This is a genomic window from Rhizobium sp. Leaf306, from assembly GCF_001423425.1.
GTDB classification, from domain to species: domain Bacteria; phylum Pseudomonadota; class Alphaproteobacteria; order Rhizobiales; family Rhizobiaceae; genus Neorhizobium; species Neorhizobium soli.
The window spans coordinates 613,491-634,856 of record NZ_LMNX01000001.1 but is presented as its reverse complement, the minus strand read 5'-3'; the positions used below and the strand labels follow the sequence as shown (position 1 = coordinate 634,856).

Genomic DNA, 21,366 nt, shown 5'->3' with positions numbered 1-21,366 from the left:
ACCCGCTTGCCACGTTGCTCCATCCTCTACTCGCGCTTTCGTTCATTCCGGCATCCACGCCTCCCTCTATCCCCTGACGAGCACAGGAATGAGGGAGGTTGGCGCTCCACATAGAAAAAAAGCAGCGTCCGTTCCCGGGCGCTGCTTTTGCGTTGGTAGTTCCTGGCTCCGATGATCAGGCAACCCGGCGTGTCTTGTCATGCTTTGTGGCAGCGGGCCGGCCGAGTGTGAACTGTGAGATCAGCTCGTGCAGGCGGTGGCTTTCGGTGGCCAATGAGGCGCTGGCGGCACTGGTTTCCTCCACCATCGCTGCATTGCGCTGCGTCACCTGGTCCATCTGGTTGACGGCTGTATTGACCTCGGCAAGACCGACCGACTGCTCGCGCGACGACGTTGCGATCGCGTCCATATGCTGGTTGATGGTGATGATGTAGTCGCCGATCACCTTCAGGGAGCCGCCGGTTTCCCGCACCAGTTTCACACCGCTCTCGACCTCTGTCGTCGAATTCCGGATCAGTTCCTTGATCTCCTTGGCGGCCCGAGCAGAGCGCTGCGCCAGCTCGCGGACTTCCTGTGCGACCACCGCAAAGCCCTTGCCGGCCTCACCGGCCCGTGCGGCCTCGACGCCCGCATTGAGCGCCAAAAGGTTGGTCTGAAAGGCGATCTCGTCGATGACGCCGATGATGCTGGAGATCTGTCCCGAGGACTCCTCAATCCGCTGCATCGCATCGACCGCACTGGCAACGACGATGCCGGACTGGGTGGCGCTGGCATTGGCCTGGATCGCGATCGCGCGGGCTTCGTCGGCGCGCTTGGAGGCGTTGGCGACATTGATGGTGATCTGGTCGAGCGCCGCAGCAGTTTCTTCGAGCGAGGCGGCCTGCTGTTCCGTGCGTTTCGACAGGTCGTCCGAACTGATGCTGATTTCGCGGGTGCCGGTGTCGATCGAGCCTGCCGCCTGTGCGACGGTGGTCAGCGTCTGGTCAAGTTGGTGTACGGCTGTGTTCAGGTCGTGCCGCAGCGCTTCAAAATCAGGTGCGAAAGCGTCCGAGAGATGAAAGCTGAGATCGCCTGCCGCGAGCTTTCGCAGCCCGCCCGCCAGGCTGGAGGTTGCCTCGTGCAGCATCACGCGGGCTGCCGCTTCTGCTTCCCTGGTCACCCGGATGCGATCGGCTTCGTTGCGCTCCCGCGCGGCAATCGCCTCCGCTTCCAGTCGCTTGTTGGTAATCGCTGCCTGCCGGAACACCTCGACAGCCGTCGCCATCTCGCCGATTTCGTCGGTGCGATTGATCCCCGTGATGGACAGCGCCGTGTTGCCTCCGACCAGCTTCTGCATGTCGCCTGCAAGAAAGCGGATCGGCTGAATGATGGTCTTTCGCGATACGAACAGCAGGACAAGCGCAGATACGGCCGTTGCGGCCAGCACAGTCTTGAGGATCGTGTCGATCAGAACCGCCAGCCGGTCGCTGTTGAGCTTGACGCCGTCGGACAGCGACGAGATGCTATCGCCTGCTTTTTCCATGGCGGTTTCGAGGATCGAGAATTGCTGCTGGAATGCAGGTAGCGACAACAGTGCTTGATCCGGGTTGCTCGCTGCCTGCGCGACAATGGCGCTGGCATTGTCGATGTAACCGCGCAGAGGCGTATCCAGGTTTTTAAGAACAGCCTGTATCTCGGGATCGGTCACCAGAGCCTTGTTGTCGTCGATTGCCTTGCGGAACGACTCGACATGCTCTTTCAGATCCGAGCTGACGTCAGCGGTGGAGATCTCGCCTTGGGCACTGCGTGCCATCAGTGCCGAAAGAACATCGGCACGCAGGGCGTCGTGCATCATGTCGGCCTGCATGTGATTGCGCAAGATCTCGGCGGTGCGCGCGACGGTATCGACATTGTTCGTCAGCGTCGTCGAACCCCAAATCCCGGCTCCGGCAGCACCGCCCGCAAGCACGAACATCGCAAGGCTCGTAAAGATCATCTTGGTACGAATTGTTACCATTTCAATCGTCCTATTGTGCGGATTTGTTGAAATTTAGCATAGTTTACTTAAGAAAAATGAAACGTTCCGACGCCCGGTCCGGTCTGGCTGGTTCTATACTTGGCAACAAAATCAGAGATTTATCCGAACGGTGCTTTGAACCATAGGTGACCTGCCCCTGCGTGAATTGCGATTGATCAAGTGACGTTTGGCCCGGCAGAGTCGCGGTTCGCAACGGCGGCCGCAGCCGGGCGAATGCCGCAAAACTCTTGACCCCCAGTCCCGCCCGTGGCACCTGACGCCACCGGAAATAAGCAAATAGCGACCAGTCCCATGACCGCCACGACCCTGCCAGATCACATGAACCCGAAGCGCTCGTTCCAGGCGCTGATCCTGACCTTGCATGCCTATTGGGCTGACAAGGGATGTGCGGTCCTGCAGCCATACGACATGGAAGTCGGTGCCGGCACGTTCCATCCGGCCACAACGCTGCGCGCGCTTGGTCCGAAGCCTTGGAAAGCTGCCTATGTGCAGCCCTCGCGTCGCCCGTCCGATGGTCGCTACGGCGAAAATCCCAACCGGTTGCAGCACTATTACCAGTATCAGGTCATCCTGAAGCCGAACCCGTCCAACCTGCAGGAACTCTATCTCGGCTCGCTGGCCGCGATCGGTCTTGATCCGCTTCTGCACGATGTGCGCTTTGTCGAGGACGACTGGGAAAGCCCGACGCTCGGCGCCTGGGGTCTCGGCTGGGAATGCTGGTGCGACGGCATGGAAGTCTCGCAGTTCACATACTTCCAACAGGTCTGCGGCATCGAATGCTCGCCGGTCGCCGGCGAACTGACCTACGGTCTCGAGCGGCTGGCCATGTATGTCCAGGGCGTCGACAACGTCTATGACCTGAATTTCAACGGCCGCGAAGGCGAAGAGAAGATCTCCTACGGCGATGTCTTCCTGCAGGCAGAGCAGGAATATTCCCGCCACAACTTCGAATTCGCCAACACCGAAATGCTGCACCGTCACTTCATCGATGCCGAAAAGGAATGCCAGGCGCTGCTCGCTTTCGGCGCGCCGGGGGATCAGGCGAACCAGATGCTGCACAAATGCGTCTTCCCGGCCTATGACCAGTGCATCAAGGCATCCCACGTGTTCAACTTGCTGGATGCGCGCGGCGTGATTTCGGTCACCGAACGCCAGAGCTACATCCTGCGGGTGCGCACGCTCGCCAAGGCCTGCGGCGAAGCCTTCCTGCTGACGGATGCCGGCGGCGCCAAACTCGGCCGGGAAGCTGCCTAGAGCGTTTCCGGGCTAACCCACCGATTTCCAGTGACAATTCATTGAACCCGACTTAGTCTCCGCCCGGCTATTGTTATCCGGGGGAGTTCTCGTCATGTATATCGCGCTCGGCATTCTTGCCCTCGTGGCTGTCTATCTCGTCGTCATCTATAACGGCCTCGTCAAGGCGCGACAGATGGCCGAGGAAGCCTGGTCCGGCATCGACGTGCAGCTGAAGCGTCGCGCCGATCTGATCCCCAACCTTATCGAGACCGTCAAGGGCTACGCGGCCCATGAAAAGGGCACGTTCGAAGAGGTCGTGCGGTTGCGCAACCAGGCGCAGGCGGTGCCGGCCGGCGATGTCGCGGGCCGTGCCCAGGCCGAAGGCATGCTTTCTCAGGCGCTCGGAAAACTGTTTGCGCTGGCGGAAGCCTATCCGGATCTCAAGGCCAACCAGAATTTCTCCGAACTGCAGGCATCGCTCGAAACCATCGAAAGCGAGATCCAGATGTCGCGCCGCTATTACAACGGTGCTGCGCGCGAACTGAACGTCAAGGTGGAAACCTTCCCCAACAACTTGGTGGCGGGACAGTTCGGCTTTTCCAAACGCGAGTATTTCGAGATCACCAACGAGGCCGATCGCGCCGTTCCCACCGTGAAATTCTAAAGAGGAGCCGGCTGATGGTTCGGCGCCTTGTTCTCGCTGTTGTGCTTGTCTGCGCGGCATGGCTTCCGGCCGCTGCCGAGGAGTATATCCGCAGCTACCATTCCGAAATCTCAGTCGCGCCGGATGGCGAGCTGACGGTGACCGAGACGATTGTCGCCAAGTCGGAAGGCAACCGCATCCGCCGCGGCATCTTCCGCGACTTTCCGCTGACCATGGTCGATGCCGAGGGACGCACGGTTCGGGTCGGCTTCGATATCGTCTCCGTCACCCGCGATGGCCGCAATGAACCCTACCGCACCGAGACCATCGCCGGCGGCATCCGCATCTATTCCGGAGACCAGGACGTTTTCCTGCGTGATGGCGAGCATACATTCGTGCTCACCTACAGGACAGACCGGCAGATCCGCTACTTTGACGATCACGACGAACTCTACTGGAACGTCACCGGCAACGGCTGGGATTTCCGCATCGCCCAGGCCTCGGCCAGGGTCACGCTGCCGGATGGCGGGCAGGTGCAGCAGACGGCGGCCTTTACCGGCCCGCTCGGCTCGACCGCCCGCAATGCCCGCATGCAGGCAAACGGCGACAGTGCTGTCTTCTCGACGACGCGACCGCTCGGACCGCAGGAAGGGCTGACGATCGTTGCCGGCTTTCCGAAGGGCGTCGTGGCCGTACCCTCAAAGGATCAGGAACGCAGCTGGTGGCTGCGCGATCATATGGGCACGCTGATCGCCGGCGCCGGTCTCGTCATCGTGCTGGCCTATTACTTCGCCGTCTGGAAACGCGTCGGCCGCGATCCGGCCCGCGGCATCGTCGTTCCGCGCTGGGATGCGCCCGATGGCCTGTCTCCGGCGCTGGTCAACTATATCGACAACAAGGGCTTTTCCGGCGGCGGCTGGACCGCCTTTGCCGCGAGCGCCATCGATCTTGCCGTCAAGGGCTATGTCGTGCTCGATGATCTCTCGAGGCAGATCGTCATCAGGCGCACCGATAAGAGCAGCGGCCGCGATCTGCCCGCCGGGCAGTCCGTCATTCTCTCGGCAGTCGGCGGCAAGGGTGAAAGCTTCGTCATCGACAAGAACAACGGCACCACTGTGCAGACCGTCGGCAAGAATTTCCGGCAGGCGATCGAACGCGAACATCGCGGCAAATATTACAACGCCAACTGGGGCTATGTGCTCGGCGGCATCGGCCTCAGCGTCGTCTTTCTCATAGCCCTGCTTGTGTTCGGCAATCTGGAACCGGACATGATCGCCGTGCTGATCGTGCCGGTCTTCGTGGCCGTCTTCTTCGGCTTCATCGCGGTCGGCTTCGGCAAGAAGCTGCGGCGAGGCTCGTCGCTGTTTGGCCGCATCATGACCGTGGTCGTGCTCGGCTTTGTCGGCCTCGTCGCCCTCTCGATCGTCTCCTCCGTCCTGGTGGCGCTCGTTTCCGAACTCACCGGCACCGATCACTGGCCGCTGCTCGTATCGGTCGGCGGCATCGTGCTCGCCAACGTCATGTTCTTCTTCCTGATGGGCGCGCCGACACCGATCGGCGCCAAGCTGATGGACGGGATCGAAGGCCTGCGCCTCTATCTGACCGTCGCCGAGAAGGACCGCATGAACATGGCCGGCGCACCGGAAATGTCGCCGCAGCATTTCGAAAAGCTTTTGCCCTATGCAGTAGCGCTCGGCGTCGAGAAGCCGTGGAGCCAGGCATTCGACACCTGGCTTGCGGCAGCCGGTCTCGGCGCCGCCTACACCGCCGCCTGGTATCACGGCGGCGGCTTCAACAGTTTCGGAGACCGCATCGGCGGCTTCTCCTCCTCCATGGCCTCGACCATATCCTCGACCCTGCCACAACCCACATCCTCCTCATCCTCAGGCTTCTCCACCGGCGGCTCCTCGGGTGGCGGCGGCGGTGGAGGCGGGGGAGGCGGCTGGTAGTGTCCTTCACCTCCGCGTGAGGAGGTGAAGTCGCCGGTGACTTCCTTCACCTCCCCCTTGAGGGGGGAGGTCGCCGCAAAGCGGCGGGTGGGGGTGACGCCTGCCTCGAGCACTCTCGTGGGGTGACGCATGGCAGAAACCTCGACCCTGCCACAACCACATCCCCCTCAAGGGGGACGCGGCTCATGACTTTCTTCACCCCCCCCTTGAGGGGGAAGGTCGCCGCGAAGCGGCGGGTGGGGGTAATTGCATGCTTCGAACACTCTCTCGAGGTGGCGCATGGCAGAGGAAAAACCGGCAAAACTTCAACGCTTCAAAGTCGCCAACGCGCGTCGTTTGCGAAACAACGCGACGGATGCCGAAGCCAGGCTTTGGCGCCATCTCTGGAAGATCCCGATTGAAGGCACGCATTTTCGCAGGCAAGTCCCGATCGGCCGGTACTTCGCCGATTTCGCCTGCCACCAGATCGGCCTGATCATCTAACTGGATGGTAGCCAGCATGCGCAGGAGACTGCGCGCCGATATGACGCCGAACGGACCGCTTACCTGAAGGCGTCGGGTTACCACGTCGTCCGATTCTGGAATGCTGAAGTGCTTGACGAACTCGAAGCCGTTCTCGACACCATATTTTCCATTGTGCAGCAGCGCTTAACTTTGCTAGCAGAAGCACACGATTGTCACCCCACCCCGGACCTGCGGTCCGACCCTCCCCCTCAAGGGGAGGGTGAGGAAGAATGATATGCCCGATCTGCTCCTAGAACTCCGCTCCGAGGAAATCCCGGCCCGCATGCAGCGCAAGGCTGCCGGCGATCTGAGGAAACTCGTTACCGATGCGCTGGTGGATGCGGGCCTGACCTATGAGGGCGTTCGCGAATACTGGACGCCGCGGCGCCTCATCCTGGATATCCGCGGTCTCAACGCGCGCTCGGCCGATCAGCGCGAGGAGATCAAGGGCCCATCCACCAAGGCGCCGGAACAGGCGATCGCCGGCTTCCTGCGCAAGGCAGGCCTTGCCGATATCTCGCAAGCCCAGGTCGCCAGCGATCCGAAAAAGGGCGATTTCTACTTGGCCGTCGTCTCCAAGCCCGGCCGTGCGGCGGAAGAGATCATCGAAGCGGTCATGCCCGGCATCATCCGCTCCTTCCCCTGGCCGAAATCCATGCGCTGGGGTGCTGCCTCCATGCCGAAGGGTTTGAGCTTCGCCGGCATCGAGGGCAAGGGGCCTGAAAGCCTGCGCTGGGTTCGCCCGCTGCAGTCGATCGTCTGCATGTTCGGCACCGAGCATGAAGAAACCAAGGTCATTCCGTTCCAGATCGACGGCATCACCGCCGGCAACATCACCTATGGCCACCGCTTCCATGCGCCCGACGCCATCACCGTGCGCCGCTTTGACGATTATGTGTCGAACCTCGAAAAGGCGAAGGTCATGCTCGATGCGGACCGCCGCAAGGACATGATCCTGCACGACGCGCGCGACATCGCCTTCGCCAACGGTCTCGACCTCGTCGAGGACGAAGGCCTTCTGGAGGAAGTCTCCGGCCTCGTCGAATGGCCGCATGTGCTGCTTGGCACGTTCGAGCAAGACTATCTGGAAATCCCGGCCGAGATCATCCGCCTCACCATCAAGACCAACCAGAAATGCTTCGTCACCCGTCGCCAGGGCACTGACGATGGCAGCCTGTCCAACCACTTCATTCTCATCTCGAATATCGAGGCGAAGGATGGTGGCAAGGAAATCGTTCACGGCAACGGCAAGGTGGTGCGCGCACGCCTCTCCGACGCCCGCCATTTCTGGACCCGCGACCAGGGCGACCTGCCTGATCTCGCGACGTTGGAAGCCTCGGCCCAAAAATTCGGCCTCGATCTCAAGAAGTCGCTCGACCAGCGCATGGCCAAGCTCGATGCGCTCAACGTCACCTTCCACGCCAAGCTCGGCAGCCAGGGCGAACGCGTCACCCGCATCCGCGCACTGGCGAAGGAACTGGCGCCGATCACCGGTGCCGATCCGGTTCTGGTCGATCGTGCTGCCGTGCTGGCCAAGGCGGATCTGCGCACCGAAGCCGTCGGCGAGTTCCCGGAACTCCAGGGCCTGATGGGCCGCCGCTATGCGCTGCTGCAGGGCGAGGATGCATCGGTCGCCGCCGCCATCGAAGACCACTGGAAGCCAAACGGCCCCTCCGACCGCCTGCCGGAAGACAAGGTCGGCCTGACGCTGGCACTCGCCGACAAGCTGGATACACTCGTCGGCTTCTGGGCCATCGACGAAAAGCCAACCGGCTCCAAGGACCCCTATGCCCTGCGCCGTGCAGCGCTGGGTGTCGTGCGGATTTTGTTGGAGCGGAAGGTTCGGTTGCCGCTTCTTGCGGTCACCAAGGATTCAGACCTCCTCTCCTTCTTCCACGACCGCCTGAAAGTCTATCTGCGCGATCTCGGCGCCCGTCATGACATCATCGATGCGGTGCTGACGCCCGACGCTGACGATCTGCTGCTGGTGGCCCGTCGTGCCGAAGCACTGACGGCCTTCATCACCTCTGAGGACGGAAAGAACCTGCTCGCCGGCACCAAGCGCGCCACGCAGTTGCTGGCCGCCGAAGAGAAGAAGGGCACCGTCGTTGCCGATGGCGTTTCCGAGGCACTCCTGACGCTCGATGCCGAAAAGGCGCTCTGGGCGGCGATTTCCGAAGCCTCGAAGGAAGCCTCGGACGCAGTTGCCAAGGAAGATTTCCGCTCGGCCATGGAAGCCCTGTCGAAGCTGCGCGCTCCGGTCGATACGTTCTTCGGCGACGTCCTCGTCAATGACGAGGATGCCGCAATCCGCGCCAACCGTCTCGCTCTCCTGAAGGCGATCCGGGAGGCGACAGCCACGGTTGCGGACTTCTCCCGCATCGTGTCCTAACCTTTGTTCTCCATCGGCTCCGTGCTATCTTCATAGCGTGGAGCCGATAGGACAACGCCCATGAACAAGCCCGTGCAGATCACCTTTGGCGAACCCTTCGCAGACTTCGTCCCCATGCTGCACGAAAAGGCCGACGCCCTCCGCCATCTCGATCCATCCGCATGAAGCAGCCGATGATCCTCATCAGCGCCTGCCTTCTCGGCCATGCCGTCCGTTATGATGGCACGGGCAAGCCGCTCGTCCATCCGGCGATCGAGCGGTGGCGGGAGGAGGGGCGTCTGGTGACGATTTGTCCCGAGCTTGCCGGCGGCATGAGCGTGCCGCGTCCGCCAGCTGAAATCGAAAATGGCATGACGGGAGATGACGTGCTCGCCGGTCGCGCCCGCGTGCTCGAAATCACCGGCGGCGACGTGACGGCGGAGTTTGTGGCCGGTGCCCGCCGGGCGCTGGATTTTGCCAGGCAAAACGGTTGCACCCATGCGCTGCTGATCGACGGCAGCCCGTCCTGCGGCTCGGGCCTGATCTATGACGGGTCGTTTTCCGGGAGAAAGCACGCCGGCAACGGCGTCACCGCGGCGCTGCTTATCTCCGCGGGAATAGAGGTGTTTTCCCATACCGAGATCGACCGTCTCACTGTGCGGGTCTGATCCGTCCCGATGGGGCACACACTTGATCCCGTTCATCCTTCGGAAACTTAAAGCATATGCGGTTTCGCTAACCATTCAAAACGGCAGGTTTTCCTTAACCGCGATTTTTAAGCAGTCTCGAACAGCGCCCGCTTATTGTGAGCCTATCAGAGGACATAAGTCCCGCAGAGATACGCAGCCGGAAACACCGGAAACGGCTCTCAGGTAAAACAAGGGTAGCACAACCGATGACGAATACCGTTCTGAAGCCCGTCTGGGCAGGGTCGACATTGAGGATCGATCCGTCACGTTTTCCGCAGCAGGTCACCTATGCGATGAACGAGACGTCAGGAGATGTAACAATCACCATCGACGAGCGCGGAGCTGTTCTGCGCAAGATCCTTCCGGAAAGCGGTCTGCCGCTTTCCTTCGCTCTCCCGGCCCGCGCCTTCAAGGGTGTGGCCGCCCGCGCCATCGATCATGGCGATGGCGACGTCACTGTCACGCTTGAACTGCATCACGACGATCCGGATCTCTGCATCCCGCTTCTCGTCGCCCACGATCTCTGCGATATCGCTGCAGACTGGCGCAGCTGGTCGGATGCGTTCCGCATTCCGATGCTGATGGTCGAAGCCGATGGCATTGCCCGTCCGCTGGAAAACCACCTCGGCGATCTTCGCACCGCCACGACCAAGCCGCGCCGCCGCCATTCCTATTTCGCAGAGCGCCGCCCGCGTTTCCTGGTCCGCCGCGCAACCGGCAGCCTCGGTGTTATCTTGAAGATCGAAGGCAAGGAAATCATCGCGCGGCGTTAGGAGACGTACTCTTAAGAACCACCGCCCGCGAAAATGCGAAGCCCGGCCGAACAGCCGGGCTTTTCCTTAGTTACAATATGAGGCCCAAAATCAGTCCGCCGAACAGAACGGCGCCGACTTGTGTATTGAACTTGAACAGTTTCAAGCACTGGTCGGGATTGTCGATATTGATGATCAGGATCTGCCAGGCGAGCATGACGGTCGCGGCGATCAGTCCGACATAGGCAAAGAGGCCCGCATCGCCGGCAATATAGGCAAACAGCAGAAACACAAGCGTCAGACCGTAAAGCCCGATCAGCCAGGCCTTGGTATTGTCCCCGAACAGTCTTGCCGTGGAGCGCACGCCAACCAGAGCGTCGTCCTCCTTGTCCTGATGGGCATAGATCGTGTCGTAACCGATCGTCCAGGCAACGGCTGCCGCATAAAGCCATATCGGCGCCCAGGAAAGGCTCCCGAACACGCCGGCCCAGCCCATCAGCGCACCCCAGGAAAACGCCAGTCCCAGAAAGAACTGCGGCCAGTCGGTGAACCGCTTGGCAAACGGATAGATCGCGACGACCAGAAGCGACGCGATGCCGAGCAGGATGGAAAACGTATTGAACTGCAACAACACGACAAGCCCGACCAGCGCCTGAACCGCCAAAAACACCTTCGCCTCGAAGCGGGACACCCGGCCGGAGGGCAGCGGCCGCGAGCGGGTGCGCGCCACCTCATTATCGATCTCGTGATCGATCAGGTCGTTATAGGTGCAGCCGGCGCCGCGCATCGCCACGGCCCCGATGAAGAACAGCACCAGATGCGAGATCAGCTGCCAGGGCTGGAACATGCCTTCGTCCATCGCCGCATTGGCGGCAAGCGCGGCCGACCAGAAACACGGCCACATCAGCAACTGCCAGCCGATCGGCCGGTCCCAGCGGGCCAGCTGCGCATAGGGCCAGGCGGCGCGCGGCAGCACCTGATAGACGAAATTGTCGGATGGAGCGTCTGAAACGCGGCCGCCGAAAGCATCGGAATTTGGTTTCTCGGTCATGGCCGATGTCATGCCCCCAGTGGTGGAAATCGTCAAGCGGGAGGATCCGGACAGGGTGGTGCGACCCGCCGCGAGCCGTCTCTTCCAGCCTATGATCTTCCCCATCGACCCCGCTCAGCGCGTCCAGCCTCACCCTGCAATCTGCTCGAGCGGCATGCGGCCCTGTTCGAATGCGTAGAGCTCGGCCTCCCGCTCATAGATATAGTCGCGATTGTCCGGCACGGCCGTCCGCTTCTTGACGATCTGGATCTGGAAAATGTGAAAGGCCTCATGGGTGAAGGCCATTTCCGACGCGGCCAGATAGAACTCCCACATTCTCGCGAAGCGTTCGTCATAGAGCGCGATTGCCTTGTCCCGGTTCGCCATGAAGCGCTCGCGCCAGTGCCGCAGCGTATAAGCGTAGTGCATCGGCAGGATCTCGATGTCGGAAACCAGAAGTCCCGCTTTCTCGATCGCCGGCAGAACTTCCGAAAGCGAGGGAATGTAGCCACCCGGAAAGATGTATTTGTCCATCCAGGGATTGTTATAGACCGCCGGGTAGGGCTGGCCGATCGAATGCAGCACCATCACGCCGTCGTCGGACAGCACGTCGGTGACCTTGTTGAAGAACTTTCGGTAGTTCAGCCGTCCCACATGCTCGAACATGCCCACCGAGACGATCCGGTCGTAGCGCTGGTCGGCGGGAAGGTGATAATAGTCCTGCAGCTCGAAGCGCACACTGCCAGCAAGCCCGCGTCGTGCCGCACGCTCTTTGGAAATCTTCAGCTGTTCGGTGGAAAGCGTGATGCCGGTTACGTCGACGCCGGACGATTCCGCCAGATACATCGCCATGCCGCCCCATCCGGAGCCGATCTCCAGGGCTTTGTGCCCGGGTTCTGCCAAAAGCTTTGCCACGATATGACGCTTCTTGGCGATCTGGGCCTCATCCAGCGAAATATCGGGCGGGTTGAAATAGGCGCAGGAATATTGCCAGTCCTCGTCCAGAAACAGCGCGAACAACCGTTCGTCGAGATCGTAATGGTGGGCGACGTTGCGGCGGTTGTGGTTGATCGGCACACGATTGCGAAACTGCGATGCGATTATTCTGCCAAGGCTGCGCATGAGGATCTGGAAGGTCAGTCCTTCCTTCAGCGTGTTGTCCTTGATGAGCGCCAGGAACTCGTAAATGTCGCCCCGTTCGACGATGATCCGGCCGTCCATATAGAGTTCGCCGAGCTGCAGTTGCGGATCGGAAACCAGCGCCTTTTCGGCCGCTTCATCGGTAAAGCGGATTGCAACGGTCCGTCCGCCGCCGCTGCCGTAATAGGTTTCCCCGCCCGAGCCGCGGACGATGAGAGTGCCATTTCTGATGATCTTGGAAAGCAGTCTGTGAAGGGACAAGGTCATGGACCCACTTCCTGAACACGATGGATGCCTTGCTGATTATCAAAATCTACCGTCTTTCAATCCAACTGCAAGCGCAGAAAAAAAACAACTGGAAGTAGCTCCGTCGAGCCAGTGCTCAACGGAGTGCTTTCGAGGTTATCCAGGGCGTCGCAGGCTCAGCGGCGCTTCATAGCTTCGGCAAGCGCTGCACCGAATGCGCCCTGAGATGGCTTGCTGTCCGTCTTTGCAAACTTCGGATTGACGGGCTTGTCGCGATCACCGCCGCGGGGGCCCGGAGGTGGGGCGTCGCCGCCGTCCTTGCGCATGCTGAGCGCGATGCGCTTGCGCTTCACATCCACCTCGACGACGCGAACCTTCACCACGTCGCCGGCCTTCACCACCTCATGCGGGTCTTTCACGAACTTGTCCGCCAGCTGCGAGACATGAACCAGCCCGTCCTGATGCACGCCGATATCGACGAAGGCGCCGAACGCCGCCACGTTGGTGACGGTGCCTTCCAGCTGCATGCCGGGCTTGAGGTCGGTGATCTCGTCGATCCCGTCCGCAAAGGTCGCGGTCTTGAAGCTCGGACGCGGATCGCGACCGGGCTTTTCCAGTTCCGCGATAATGTCCTTGATCGTCGGCAGACCGAACGTGTCGTCGATGAACTGGCGCGGATCGACAGATTTGAGTGCTGCGCTGTCACCCATCAGGGAACGCAGGTCGCGGCCGCAGGCGGCAACGATCTTCTTCGCGACACCATAGGCTTCCGGATGCACGGAAGACGCATCGAGCGGTTCCTTGCCGTTGACAATGCGAAGGAAGCCGGCCGCCTGTTCGAACGTGCGGTTGCCGAGCCTTGCGACCTTCAGGAGCTCCCGGCGCGTGGTAAAGGCACCGTTCTGGTCGCGATGCGCAACGATCGCCTCGGCAATCGATTTGCTGAGGCCCGACACGCGCGACAGAAGCGGTGCCGATGCCATGTTGAGATCGACGCCGACGGCATTCACCGCGTCTTCGACCACGGCTTCGAGCGAACGCGACAGCTTGTTCTGATCGACATCGTGCTGGTACTGGCCAACGCCGATCGATTTCGGCTCGATCTTGACGAGTTCGGCCAGCGGATCCTGCAGCCTTCGGGCAATCGACACGGCACCGCGCAGCGACACGTCGAGGCCGGGGAACTCGTCTGCTGCCGCCTGGGATGCCGAATAGATCGAAGCGCCGGCCTCCGACACGATCACCTTGGTCGGTTTGGCTCCCGGCAGGTTGGCCAGCATGTCGGCCACCAGCTTTTCCGTCTCGCGGCTGCCGGTGCCGTTGCCGATCGAGATGAGCTCAATTCTGTGCTTGGCGATCAGGCTTGCGAGTTCCGCCTGGGTGCCGCGCACATCGTTGCGGGGCGGGAAGGGGTAGACGGTGGTGGTTTCGAGAAGCTTGCCGGTTGCATCGACGATCGCCACCTTGACGCCGGTGCGGATGCCCGGATCGAGGCCCATCGTCGCGCGCGAACCGGCGGGAGCGGCCAGCAGCAGATCCTTCAGATTGCGGGCAAACACATGGATCGCCTCTTGCTCGGCGCGTTCACGCATTTCCCGCATCAGGTCGAGCGAGAGGGAGACGGAAAGCTTCACCCGCCATGTCCAGCCGGCAACTTCCATCAGCCAGCGGTCGGCGGCACCCTTGTCGCTGATATGGAAAGCAAGCGCGATGATCCGCTGCGCCGGCTTGATCGGCGAGGTGTCGTCTGCATCCACCTCGATCGTCAGCGTCAGGAATTCCTCGTTCCAGCCGCGCAGCATGGCAAGCGCACGGTGTCCCGGCGTGGTGGCCCAGCGCTCCGTATGCTCGAAATAGTCGGAGAACTTGGCGCCGGCCTCCTGCTTGCCGGCAACCACGCGGGCTTTCAGCACAGCACCGTCGCGCATGTGCTGGCGCAGCCGCTTCAACAGGTCGGCATTTTCCGAGAATGCTTCGGCGACGATATCGCGCGCGCCATCCAGCGCAACCTTCACGTCGGTCACTTCACCCTTGACGAATGTCTCGGCTAGCTTGGCCGGATCGAGCGTGCGGTCGGCCCAGATCGCATCGGCCAGCGGACCAAGACCGCGCTCGCGGGCGATTTCGGCGCGGGTGCGGCGTTTGGGCTTGAAGGGAAGATAGAGGTCTTCGAGTTCGGCCTTGGTCACCGCCTTGCCGATCTTGGCCGCAAGCTCGTCGGTCAGCTTGTCCTGGCCTTTGATCGAATCGACGATCGATGCGCGGCGTGCTTCCAGTTCGCGAAGATAGATCAGCCGTTCGGCAAGGTTGCGCAACTGGGTGTCATCCAGTCCGCCGGTCACTTCCTTTCGGTAGCGCGCGATGAAGGGCACGGTTGCGCCTTCGTCCAGAAGCCCGATTGCGGCAATGGCCTGGTCCGGGCGGGCGTTGATTTCCGCGGCGATCACGGCGGCGAGAAGGCGGTTTTCGACGGCCATGCAAGTCCTCGTTGGATAGGAGGCGAGACCATAGTCAAACTTTGCGGCAAGACAACCGACCATCGGAACGGTTCACAGTTTACCCAGGCAGTCGTCTCGGAATGGGGCGTCATTTACCGGTCGGTAACCGCGAACCGGTGGAAAAAGAGATGACACCTTCTCGCATTGTGCCAGAATCCTATAGTTGCTCCTGCCACATGATTTGGCGTGTAAGGAGGTATGAATGCCTAGCAAAATAGCCCATATACTGGCGTCCGACGATGCCGTTGGCTCCGAAGAACTGGAGGCGGCGATCATCTATCTCGACGAAAAACTGCAGGACGCGGCGCGGCGCAACGAGCCTGTCCCATTTCTGGCCTTTCGTAACAAAGTGATATTCAAAGCAACGTTGAGATTGCGCAGCGACAGTTTTCGTCAGCAACCGGACCGGCCGTCTTGAATGCCGCTTTTGCCAGCGAGACTTGACCTTTTCCGTCCCTCGCCTTAACCGCCAGCACAGATGATAAATCGAGGGCGGCAGATGAAGGTTCTTCTTATCGGCACGGGCGGTCGCGAACATGCGCTGGCATGGAAGCTTGCCCAATCACCGAAACTGACGAAACTCTTTGCCGCTCCCGGCAATCCCGGCATGGCCGAAAATGCCGAACTGGTCGCGCTCGATGTCGACGACCATGAGGCGGTCCTTGCATTTTGCCGCAGCGAGGCCATCGATTTCGTGGTCGTCGGCCCGGAAGCGCCGCTGGTCGCCGGCATTGCCGATCGCATCCGGCAGGCGGGCATCGCCGTCTTCGGCCCGTCCGCCGCCGCCGCCCAGCTCGAAGGGTCCAAGGGCTTCACCAAGGATATCTGCGCCCGCTACAATATCCCGACCGGCGCCTACCAGCGCTTTACGGACGGCGTCGCCGCCAAGGCCTATGTCGAGGCGCAGGGTGCGCCGATCGTCGTCAAGGCCGATGGTCTGGCGGCCGGCAAGGGCGTCACCGTCGCCATGACCGTGGACGAAGCGCTGGCGGCGATCGACGACTGTTTCGATGGCGCCTTCGGTGCGGCCGGTGCCGAGGTCGTGGTCGAAGCTTATCTCGATGGCGAGGAAGCAAGCTTCTTCTGCCTCTCCGACGGCAAGACGGCGCTGGCATTGGCAACCGCGCAGGATCACAAGCGCGTCGGCGATGGCGACACCGGCCCCAACACCGGTGGCATGGGTGCCTATTCGCCGGCCCCGGTGATGACGCAAGATATGGTCGAGCGGACGATGAAGGAGATCATCGAGCCGACCATTCGCGGCATGGCGGAAAGCGGCTATCCGTTCACCGGCGTGTTCTTCGCAGGCCTGATGATCACGGCCAAGGGGCCGGAACTGATCGAATACAATGTCCGCTTCGGCGATCCGGAAACCCAGGTTCTGATGATGCGGCTGAAAAGCGATCTGCTGGAGATCCTTTACGCCGCCGCCACCGGCACGCTCGACGAGGTAAAGGCGGAATGGAGCGACGATGTGGCACTCACCGTCGTCATGGCCTCGAAAGGTTATCCGGCCGCCTATGACAAGGGAACGCCGATCGCCTCGCTGCCATCAGCAGGCGAGGGCGAGAAGATCTTCCATGCCGGCACGGCGATGAAGGATGGCGCGCTGGTCGCAACCGGCGGCCGCGTACTCAACGTCACCGCGACAGGCAGAACGGTTGCGGAAGCCCAGGCAAACGCCTACCGGCTGGTCGACGCGGTGGACTGGGAAAACGGCTTCTGCCGTCGCGACATCGGCTGGCGCGCCATCGAGCGCGAAACCCGCTAGAGACGGTTCAGCAGCCGCGGTTTCGTTCAAAATTTACCAATTCTCCTGACGGGTTGGAAACGAAGCATTGCTATAGATTGTCGGACCAAACTCGGGAGTCCGGCGATGCATCGCGTTCTGATCACGGCAGCAACGATAGCCGCAGCACTGCTGGCCGGCGGCGCACAGGCGTCGTCCGTCACCGCAACCAATGGCAGTCAGAAATCCTCGAGCATCGTATCGTGGCATTGCAGCGACTGCGAGCCTCCGGCCGCAAAGCCCGATCTGTCCAACTACAAGGTTCCGGTCCTCGAGCCCGGCACACAGAAGACCGAGATCATCGAAATCAACGGCGAAAAGCGTCTTGTCCGCACCGAAGCATGGTTCGGCGGATCGCCCGTCGTCTTCGTCGGAAAAGTCCCGGCCTGGATGGATGCCGGAAAAACCATTGCGAATGTGCCAGCGCCGACCTCCACCTCGTTCGAAGAGATGATCGAGAATGCGCCACCGCCGCGCGATGGCATCGATCTGGAGGCCACCACGAGCGCTGTTGCGCCAGCCCCTCAAGTTGCGGAAACCTCGGCGAAACCGATCACTTTCGGAGACTTCAGCCTCAGGCTGAAACGGGCTGAATAAACAGTCAGCAAGTCGTTGCAGGCAGGCAAGAAAAGGTCGCGCAGTTACTGTGCGGCCATACGTTTTTCTGCGTTATTGTGTGATTAAATAATTATTTATGCATCGCTCATATGGTCGTTGCACTGCAATCATTGCAGACGACATGGTGCAGAATGTGCCGCCTCCCACAAACATCATTTTTCCCAAGGTGCGGCCTGCGCGGTCGCTGCCGGTCACAGGTGAGCGGACCATGAAGAATCTCAAAATCTCCCACCAGCTGCTGCTGCTCGTGCTTTTGCTGATCGCCGGCTTTGCCGCTGCCACATACATGCAGCTGCGCACGTCCACCCAGGCGATCTACGCCGAACGTTACGGCATGCTGCGCACGCAGGTGGAATCCGGCATCGGTATCTTCAAGCGTTTCCAGGCTCTCGAGGCCTCCGGTGCGATGGGTCGCGAAGAGGCGCAGAAGCGGGCGTTCGAAGCCGTGTCGGCCATGACCTTCACCCCGGACGGCTACCTCTTTGCCTACGACTACGATGTGAACATGCGTGTCCATCCGGATCCGAAGCGGCTGGGCCAGAGCTTCAAGGGCAAGCCGGACAGCCAGGGCTTCATGTATCGCGACGAACTGGTCAAGGTCGGACGCGCCGGCGGCGGCACCGTGGATTTTCTCGGTCCCAAGCCTGGTCAGGAAGGCGATACCTTCCTGAAGAGCTCCTACGCGCTTGCCTTCGAGCCCTGGCAGCTGGTTCTCGTCACCGGCGTCTACGTCGACGATCTCCAGGCGCAGATCCGCAGCGAAGTCTTCAAGGCGCTGTCCTTCGGCTTCGTCATCCTGGTCCTCGGCTCGCTGCTGGCCTTCGTCGTAATCCGCAACATCTCCGGTCCGCTCGGTGCGATCCGTCAGGCGCTGAACGCCGTCGCCGACGAAGACGTGACGATGCAGATCCCGCACACGGACATGAAAAACGAAGTCGGCCTGATGGCCCGTGCCACCCAGGCGCTGCAGCAAAAGGTGCGCGAGCGCCATGCCATGCAGGAAAGCCAGCAGCGCCAGCAGGAGGAGCTCGACGGCGAACGCCAGCACAATCTCGACATGCAGCGCGACGAAGCAGCGCTTCAGGCCCGCGTCGTCTCGACGATCGGCTCGGCGCTCGAACAGCTCGCCAAGGGAGATCTGACGGTTCGCTGCGGCGATCTCGGCACCCGCTACGCCGGTCTGCGCGACAACTTCGACGAAGCGCTCGGTCATCTCGAAGCTGCGATGTCCAAAGTCAACGACAAGGGTATCGATATCGGCGGCTCGAAAGAGGAAATCCGCCGCGCTTCCAACGAACTGTCGCAGCGGACCGAACGCCAGGCCGCCAACCTCGAGGAAACATCCGCCGCACTTGACGAACTGACCGTCGCCGTCCGCCAGACCGCCGACGGTGCACGCGACGCCGCCCAGCGCGTCACGGCTGTCAGCACCGAAGCCAATCGCAGCGACGCCGTCGTCGAGGAAGCAATCGGCGCCATGAGCGGCATCGAACAGTCGTCCGCGGAGATCACCAAGATCATCGGCGTCATCGACGAGATCGCCTTCCAGACCAACCTTCTGGCCCTCAATGCCGGCGTCGAAGCGGCCCGCGCCGGCGAAAGCGGCAAGGGCTTCGCCGTCGTCGCCCAGGAAGTGCGCGAACTGGCCCAGCGTTCGGCCGCCGCCGCCAAGGAGATCAAGGAACAGATCTCCCGCTCGTCCGGCCAGGTCGCAAACGGCGTCCGCCTCGTCGGCGAGGCCGGCCAGGCCCTGAAGCGGATTTCCGATCAGGTGAAGTCGGCAAGCGACATCGTCGGCCGCATCGCCCATTCGGCAGCCGAACAGGATACGACGCTGCGCTCGATCTCCTCGTCGCTTAACATGCTCGACCAGGCCACCCAGCACAATGCCGCGATGGCCGAAGAGACGACTGCCTCCGCCGAGGCTTTGTCTGCCGATACGGAAGAACTGCTCAACCTCATCCGCAGCTTCCGCGTCAGCGGCACCGGGCGTCAGCCGGGCGCTCTGCAGGGCATGGGTGAACGGATGCGCCGGGCGGGCTGATCGCTCAGTCGGCCTTGTCGCTACCGGCGGCCCGGAATTGCGGGTCCGTCACACTATCAAGCCAATCGAGGTCGGGTTGCACTGCAGCCCGACTTTTTGCTTCCATATCCCTGTAGCGGCCAAGAAGCTGCTGGCCGAATTCGGTCAGCCCCGCACCGCCGCCCGACTTGCCGCCATGCCGGGTCGAGATCGAGGGCTCCAGAAACATCCGGTTGATCTCGTCTGCCAGCAGCCAGGCACGCCGGTAGGACATGCCGATCGCAGCGCCGCCGGCCCGGATCGAACCATGTTCGGCGATCAGTTCCAGAAGCTGCGCCTTGCCGGGCCCCAGCCGGACGCCGTTTTCCAGATCGACGCGGATCGTCATGGTCGGCCGGTCCGGTGCCGGCTTGCTCATGGCAATGCCACGACCTTGCCGGGGTTCATGATCCCGGCCGGATCGAAGGCGTGCTTGATGCGCCGCATCAGCTCCATCTCGATCGGCGGGCGGATATGCGCAAGCTCGTCGCGCTTCAGCTGGCCGATCCCGTGTTCGGCGGAAATCGAGCCGCCGGCATCCAGCACGATCCCGTGGACGATCGCATTCACCTCCCGCCAGCGATCGATGAAGGCGGCCTTGTTGCCGGCCATGTCGTTGCTGAGCGGCTGGGAGATGTTGTAATGGATGTTGCCATCGCCGAGATGGCCGAAGGCGCAGATGCGGGCGCCGGGGACGGCGGCGAGAACAGCCTGCTCGGCTTCCTCCATGAAATGCGGGATCTTCGAGATCGGCACCGAAACGTCGTGCTTGATCGATCCGCCCTCGGGCTTCTGCGCATCCGACATGCTTTCGCGCATGTGCCACAGCGCCTTTTGCTGCGCGACCGACGAGGCGATCACCGCGTCGATGACCAGTCCGGCCTCGAACCCCTGTTCCAGCAGCGCCTGCACCATCGTGTCGGCGGTTTCGGCAGCGTCCGATGTCGAGATGTCGATCAGCGCATACCATGGGTAGGGCTCAGACAGCGGGTCGCGCACGCCCTCGATATGCCGCGTGGTGAACTCGATGCCGATCCGTGGCATCAACTCGAACCCGGTCAGCGCCGTGCCGCAGAGGTTCGATGCCTTTTGAAACAGCAAGAGCGCATCGGCCGGCGAGGCAAGCCCGGCAAGCGCCACCTGGTGTCCGACCGGCCGCGGATAAAGTTTCAAGACCGCGCCGGTGATGATCCCGAGCGTGCCTTCGGCGCCGATGAACAGGTCGCGCAGGTCGTAGCCGGTATTGTCTTTTTTCAGCTTGCGCAGCCCGTCCCAGATCTCGCCGGTCGGAAGCACCACTTCCAGGCCTAGGCAGAGCTGGCGCATGTTGCCATAGGCAAGCACGGCCGTGCCGCCGGCATTGGTGGAAAGGTTGCCGCCGATCCGGCATGAGCCTTCCGACCCGAGCGACAGCGGAAACAGCCGGTTGACCTCCTCCGCCGCCTTCTGCACCTCGGCAAGGATGACGCCGCCATCGACAACGATCACGTTTGCCATCTGGTCGATCTCGCGGATGCGGTTCATCCTTTCCAGCGAGATGATGATGTCGGATCCGCCGCTGCGTGGCGTCTGGCCACCGACAAGACCCGTATTGCCAGTCTGCGGCACGACGGCCGTCCCGGTCTCGCTGGCAAGCTTCAGGATCGCCGAAACTTCCTGCGTCGTGCCTGGCTTGAGAAGGAGAGGGGACGCGCCCCTGTAGAGCCCGCGGTTTTCGACGAGATGCGGCGCAAGCTCCACCGGATCGCTGACCGCATGCGCAGCGCCGACGATCGCCGTAAACCGGGCAAGTAGATCCGGGGAAGGGAGAGGCATGTCCATG

Annotated in this window: 16 protein-coding genes and 1 pseudogene; 11 read left to right on the top strand and 6 right to left on the bottom strand. The window is 61.8% G+C overall.

Annotated elements, in window-relative coordinates:
• Positions 1-175 precede the first annotated feature (175 nt).
• On the bottom strand, positions 176-1,996 hold the full coding sequence (locus ASG19_RS03020) for a methyl-accepting chemotaxis protein (protein ID WP_062453676.1): 1,821 nt from the start codon (positions 1,994-1,996) through the stop codon (positions 176-178).
• Positions 1,997-2,335: 339 nt separating this feature from the next.
• Here ASG19_RS03020 and ASG19_RS03015 point away from each other — a divergent pair, with 339 nt between their 5' ends.
• From ASG19_RS03015 to ASG19_RS02985, 7 genes and pseudogenes are all read left to right on the top strand, one after another.
• A complete protein-coding gene (locus tag ASG19_RS03015; RefSeq protein WP_062454837.1) occupies positions 2,336-3,271 on the top strand; it encodes a glycine--tRNA ligase subunit alpha in 936 nt (311 codons plus the stop codon).
• A 94-nt stretch (positions 3,272-3,365) separates the two neighbouring features.
• Positions 3,366-3,917, top strand: coding sequence for a LemA family protein (locus ASG19_RS03010; protein ID WP_062453675.1), 552 nt, complete (start codon positions 3,366-3,368; stop codon positions 3,915-3,917).
• A gap of 14 nt (positions 3,918-3,931) precedes the next feature.
• Complete coding sequence (locus ASG19_RS03005) at positions 3,932-5,845, top strand: DUF2207 domain-containing protein (RefSeq protein ID WP_062453674.1); 1,914 nt, start codon at positions 3,932-3,934, stop codon at positions 5,843-5,845.
• 279 nt (positions 5,846-6,124) lie between these two features.
• Positions 6,125-6,583: pseudogene (locus tag ASG19_RS03000) on the top strand (DUF559 domain-containing protein).
• Position 6,584: 1 nt separating this feature from the next.
• Positions 6,585-8,741: a glycine--tRNA ligase subunit beta gene (gene glyS, locus ASG19_RS02995; RefSeq protein WP_062453673.1), complete on the top strand. Its 2,157-nt coding sequence runs from the start codon at positions 6,585-6,587 to the stop codon at positions 8,739-8,741.
• Between the two features lie 173 nt (positions 8,742-8,914).
• Positions 8,915-9,388, top strand: coding sequence for a DUF523 domain-containing protein (locus ASG19_RS02990; protein WP_244476068.1), 474 nt, complete (start codon positions 8,915-8,917; stop codon positions 9,386-9,388).
• Positions 9,389-9,615: 227 nt separating this feature from the next.
• On the top strand, positions 9,616-10,182 hold the full coding sequence (locus ASG19_RS02985; protein ID WP_062453671.1) for a DUF6101 family protein: 567 nt from the start codon (positions 9,616-9,618) through the stop codon (positions 10,180-10,182).
• A gap of 70 nt (positions 10,183-10,252) precedes the next feature.
• Here ASG19_RS02985 and ubiA read toward each other — a convergent pair whose 3' ends face one another.
• From ubiA to ASG19_RS02970, 3 genes are all read right to left on the bottom strand, one after another.
• Positions 10,253-11,212 carry a 4-hydroxybenzoate octaprenyltransferase gene (gene ubiA / locus ASG19_RS02980; RefSeq protein WP_062454835.1) on the bottom strand — a complete coding sequence of 320 codons (960 nt, stop codon included), beginning with the start codon at positions 11,210-11,212 and terminating at the stop codon, positions 10,253-10,255.
• Positions 11,213-11,341: 129 nt separating this feature from the next.
• A complete protein-coding gene (locus ASG19_RS02975; RefSeq protein ID WP_062453670.1) occupies positions 11,342-12,598 on the bottom strand; it encodes a cyclopropane-fatty-acyl-phospholipid synthase family protein in 1,257 nt (418 codons plus the stop codon).
• 155 nt (positions 12,599-12,753) lie between these two features.
• Positions 12,754-15,054 (bottom strand): Tex family protein, encoded by a 2,301-nt coding sequence (locus ASG19_RS02970; protein WP_062453669.1) that lies wholly within the window; start codon positions 15,052-15,054, stop codon positions 12,754-12,756.
• A 223-nt stretch (positions 15,055-15,277) separates the two neighbouring features.
• Between ASG19_RS02970 and ASG19_RS02965 the strand changes: the two genes are divergently transcribed.
• From ASG19_RS02965 to ASG19_RS02950, 4 genes are all read left to right on the top strand, one after another.
• The gene (locus ASG19_RS02965) at positions 15,278-15,493 is read left to right on the top strand and encodes a hypothetical protein (RefSeq protein ID WP_062453668.1); all 216 of its coding nucleotides are present in this window, start codon (positions 15,278-15,280) and stop codon (positions 15,491-15,493) included.
• A gap of 81 nt (positions 15,494-15,574) precedes the next feature.
• On the top strand, positions 15,575-16,846 hold the full coding sequence (gene purD, locus ASG19_RS02960; protein ID WP_062453667.1) for a phosphoribosylamine--glycine ligase: 1,272 nt from the start codon (positions 15,575-15,577) through the stop codon (positions 16,844-16,846).
• 105 nt (positions 16,847-16,951) lie between these two features.
• The gene (locus ASG19_RS02955) at positions 16,952-17,461 is read left to right on the top strand and encodes a plant virulence effector HPE1-like domain-containing protein (protein WP_062453666.1); all 510 of its coding nucleotides are present in this window, start codon (positions 16,952-16,954) and stop codon (positions 17,459-17,461) included.
• 229 nt (positions 17,462-17,690) lie between these two features.
• A complete protein-coding gene (locus ASG19_RS02950; RefSeq protein ID WP_062454833.1) occupies positions 17,691-19,526 on the top strand; it encodes a methyl-accepting chemotaxis protein in 1,836 nt (611 codons plus the stop codon).
• Positions 19,527-19,530: 4 nt separating this feature from the next.
• Here the strand turns inward: ASG19_RS02950 and ASG19_RS02945 are convergent, their stop codons facing one another.
• Positions 19,531-19,923 (bottom strand): hypothetical protein, encoded by a 393-nt coding sequence (locus ASG19_RS02945; RefSeq protein ID WP_062453665.1) that lies wholly within the window; start codon positions 19,921-19,923, stop codon positions 19,531-19,533.
• Positions 19,920-21,365, bottom strand: a complete 1,446-nt coding sequence (locus ASG19_RS02940) for an FAD-binding oxidoreductase (RefSeq protein ID WP_062453664.1) — start codon at positions 21,363-21,365, stop codon at positions 19,920-19,922. Before ASG19_RS02940 ends, ASG19_RS02945 begins: the two co-directional genes overlap by 4 nt.
• Position 21,366: the final 1 nt, after the last annotated feature.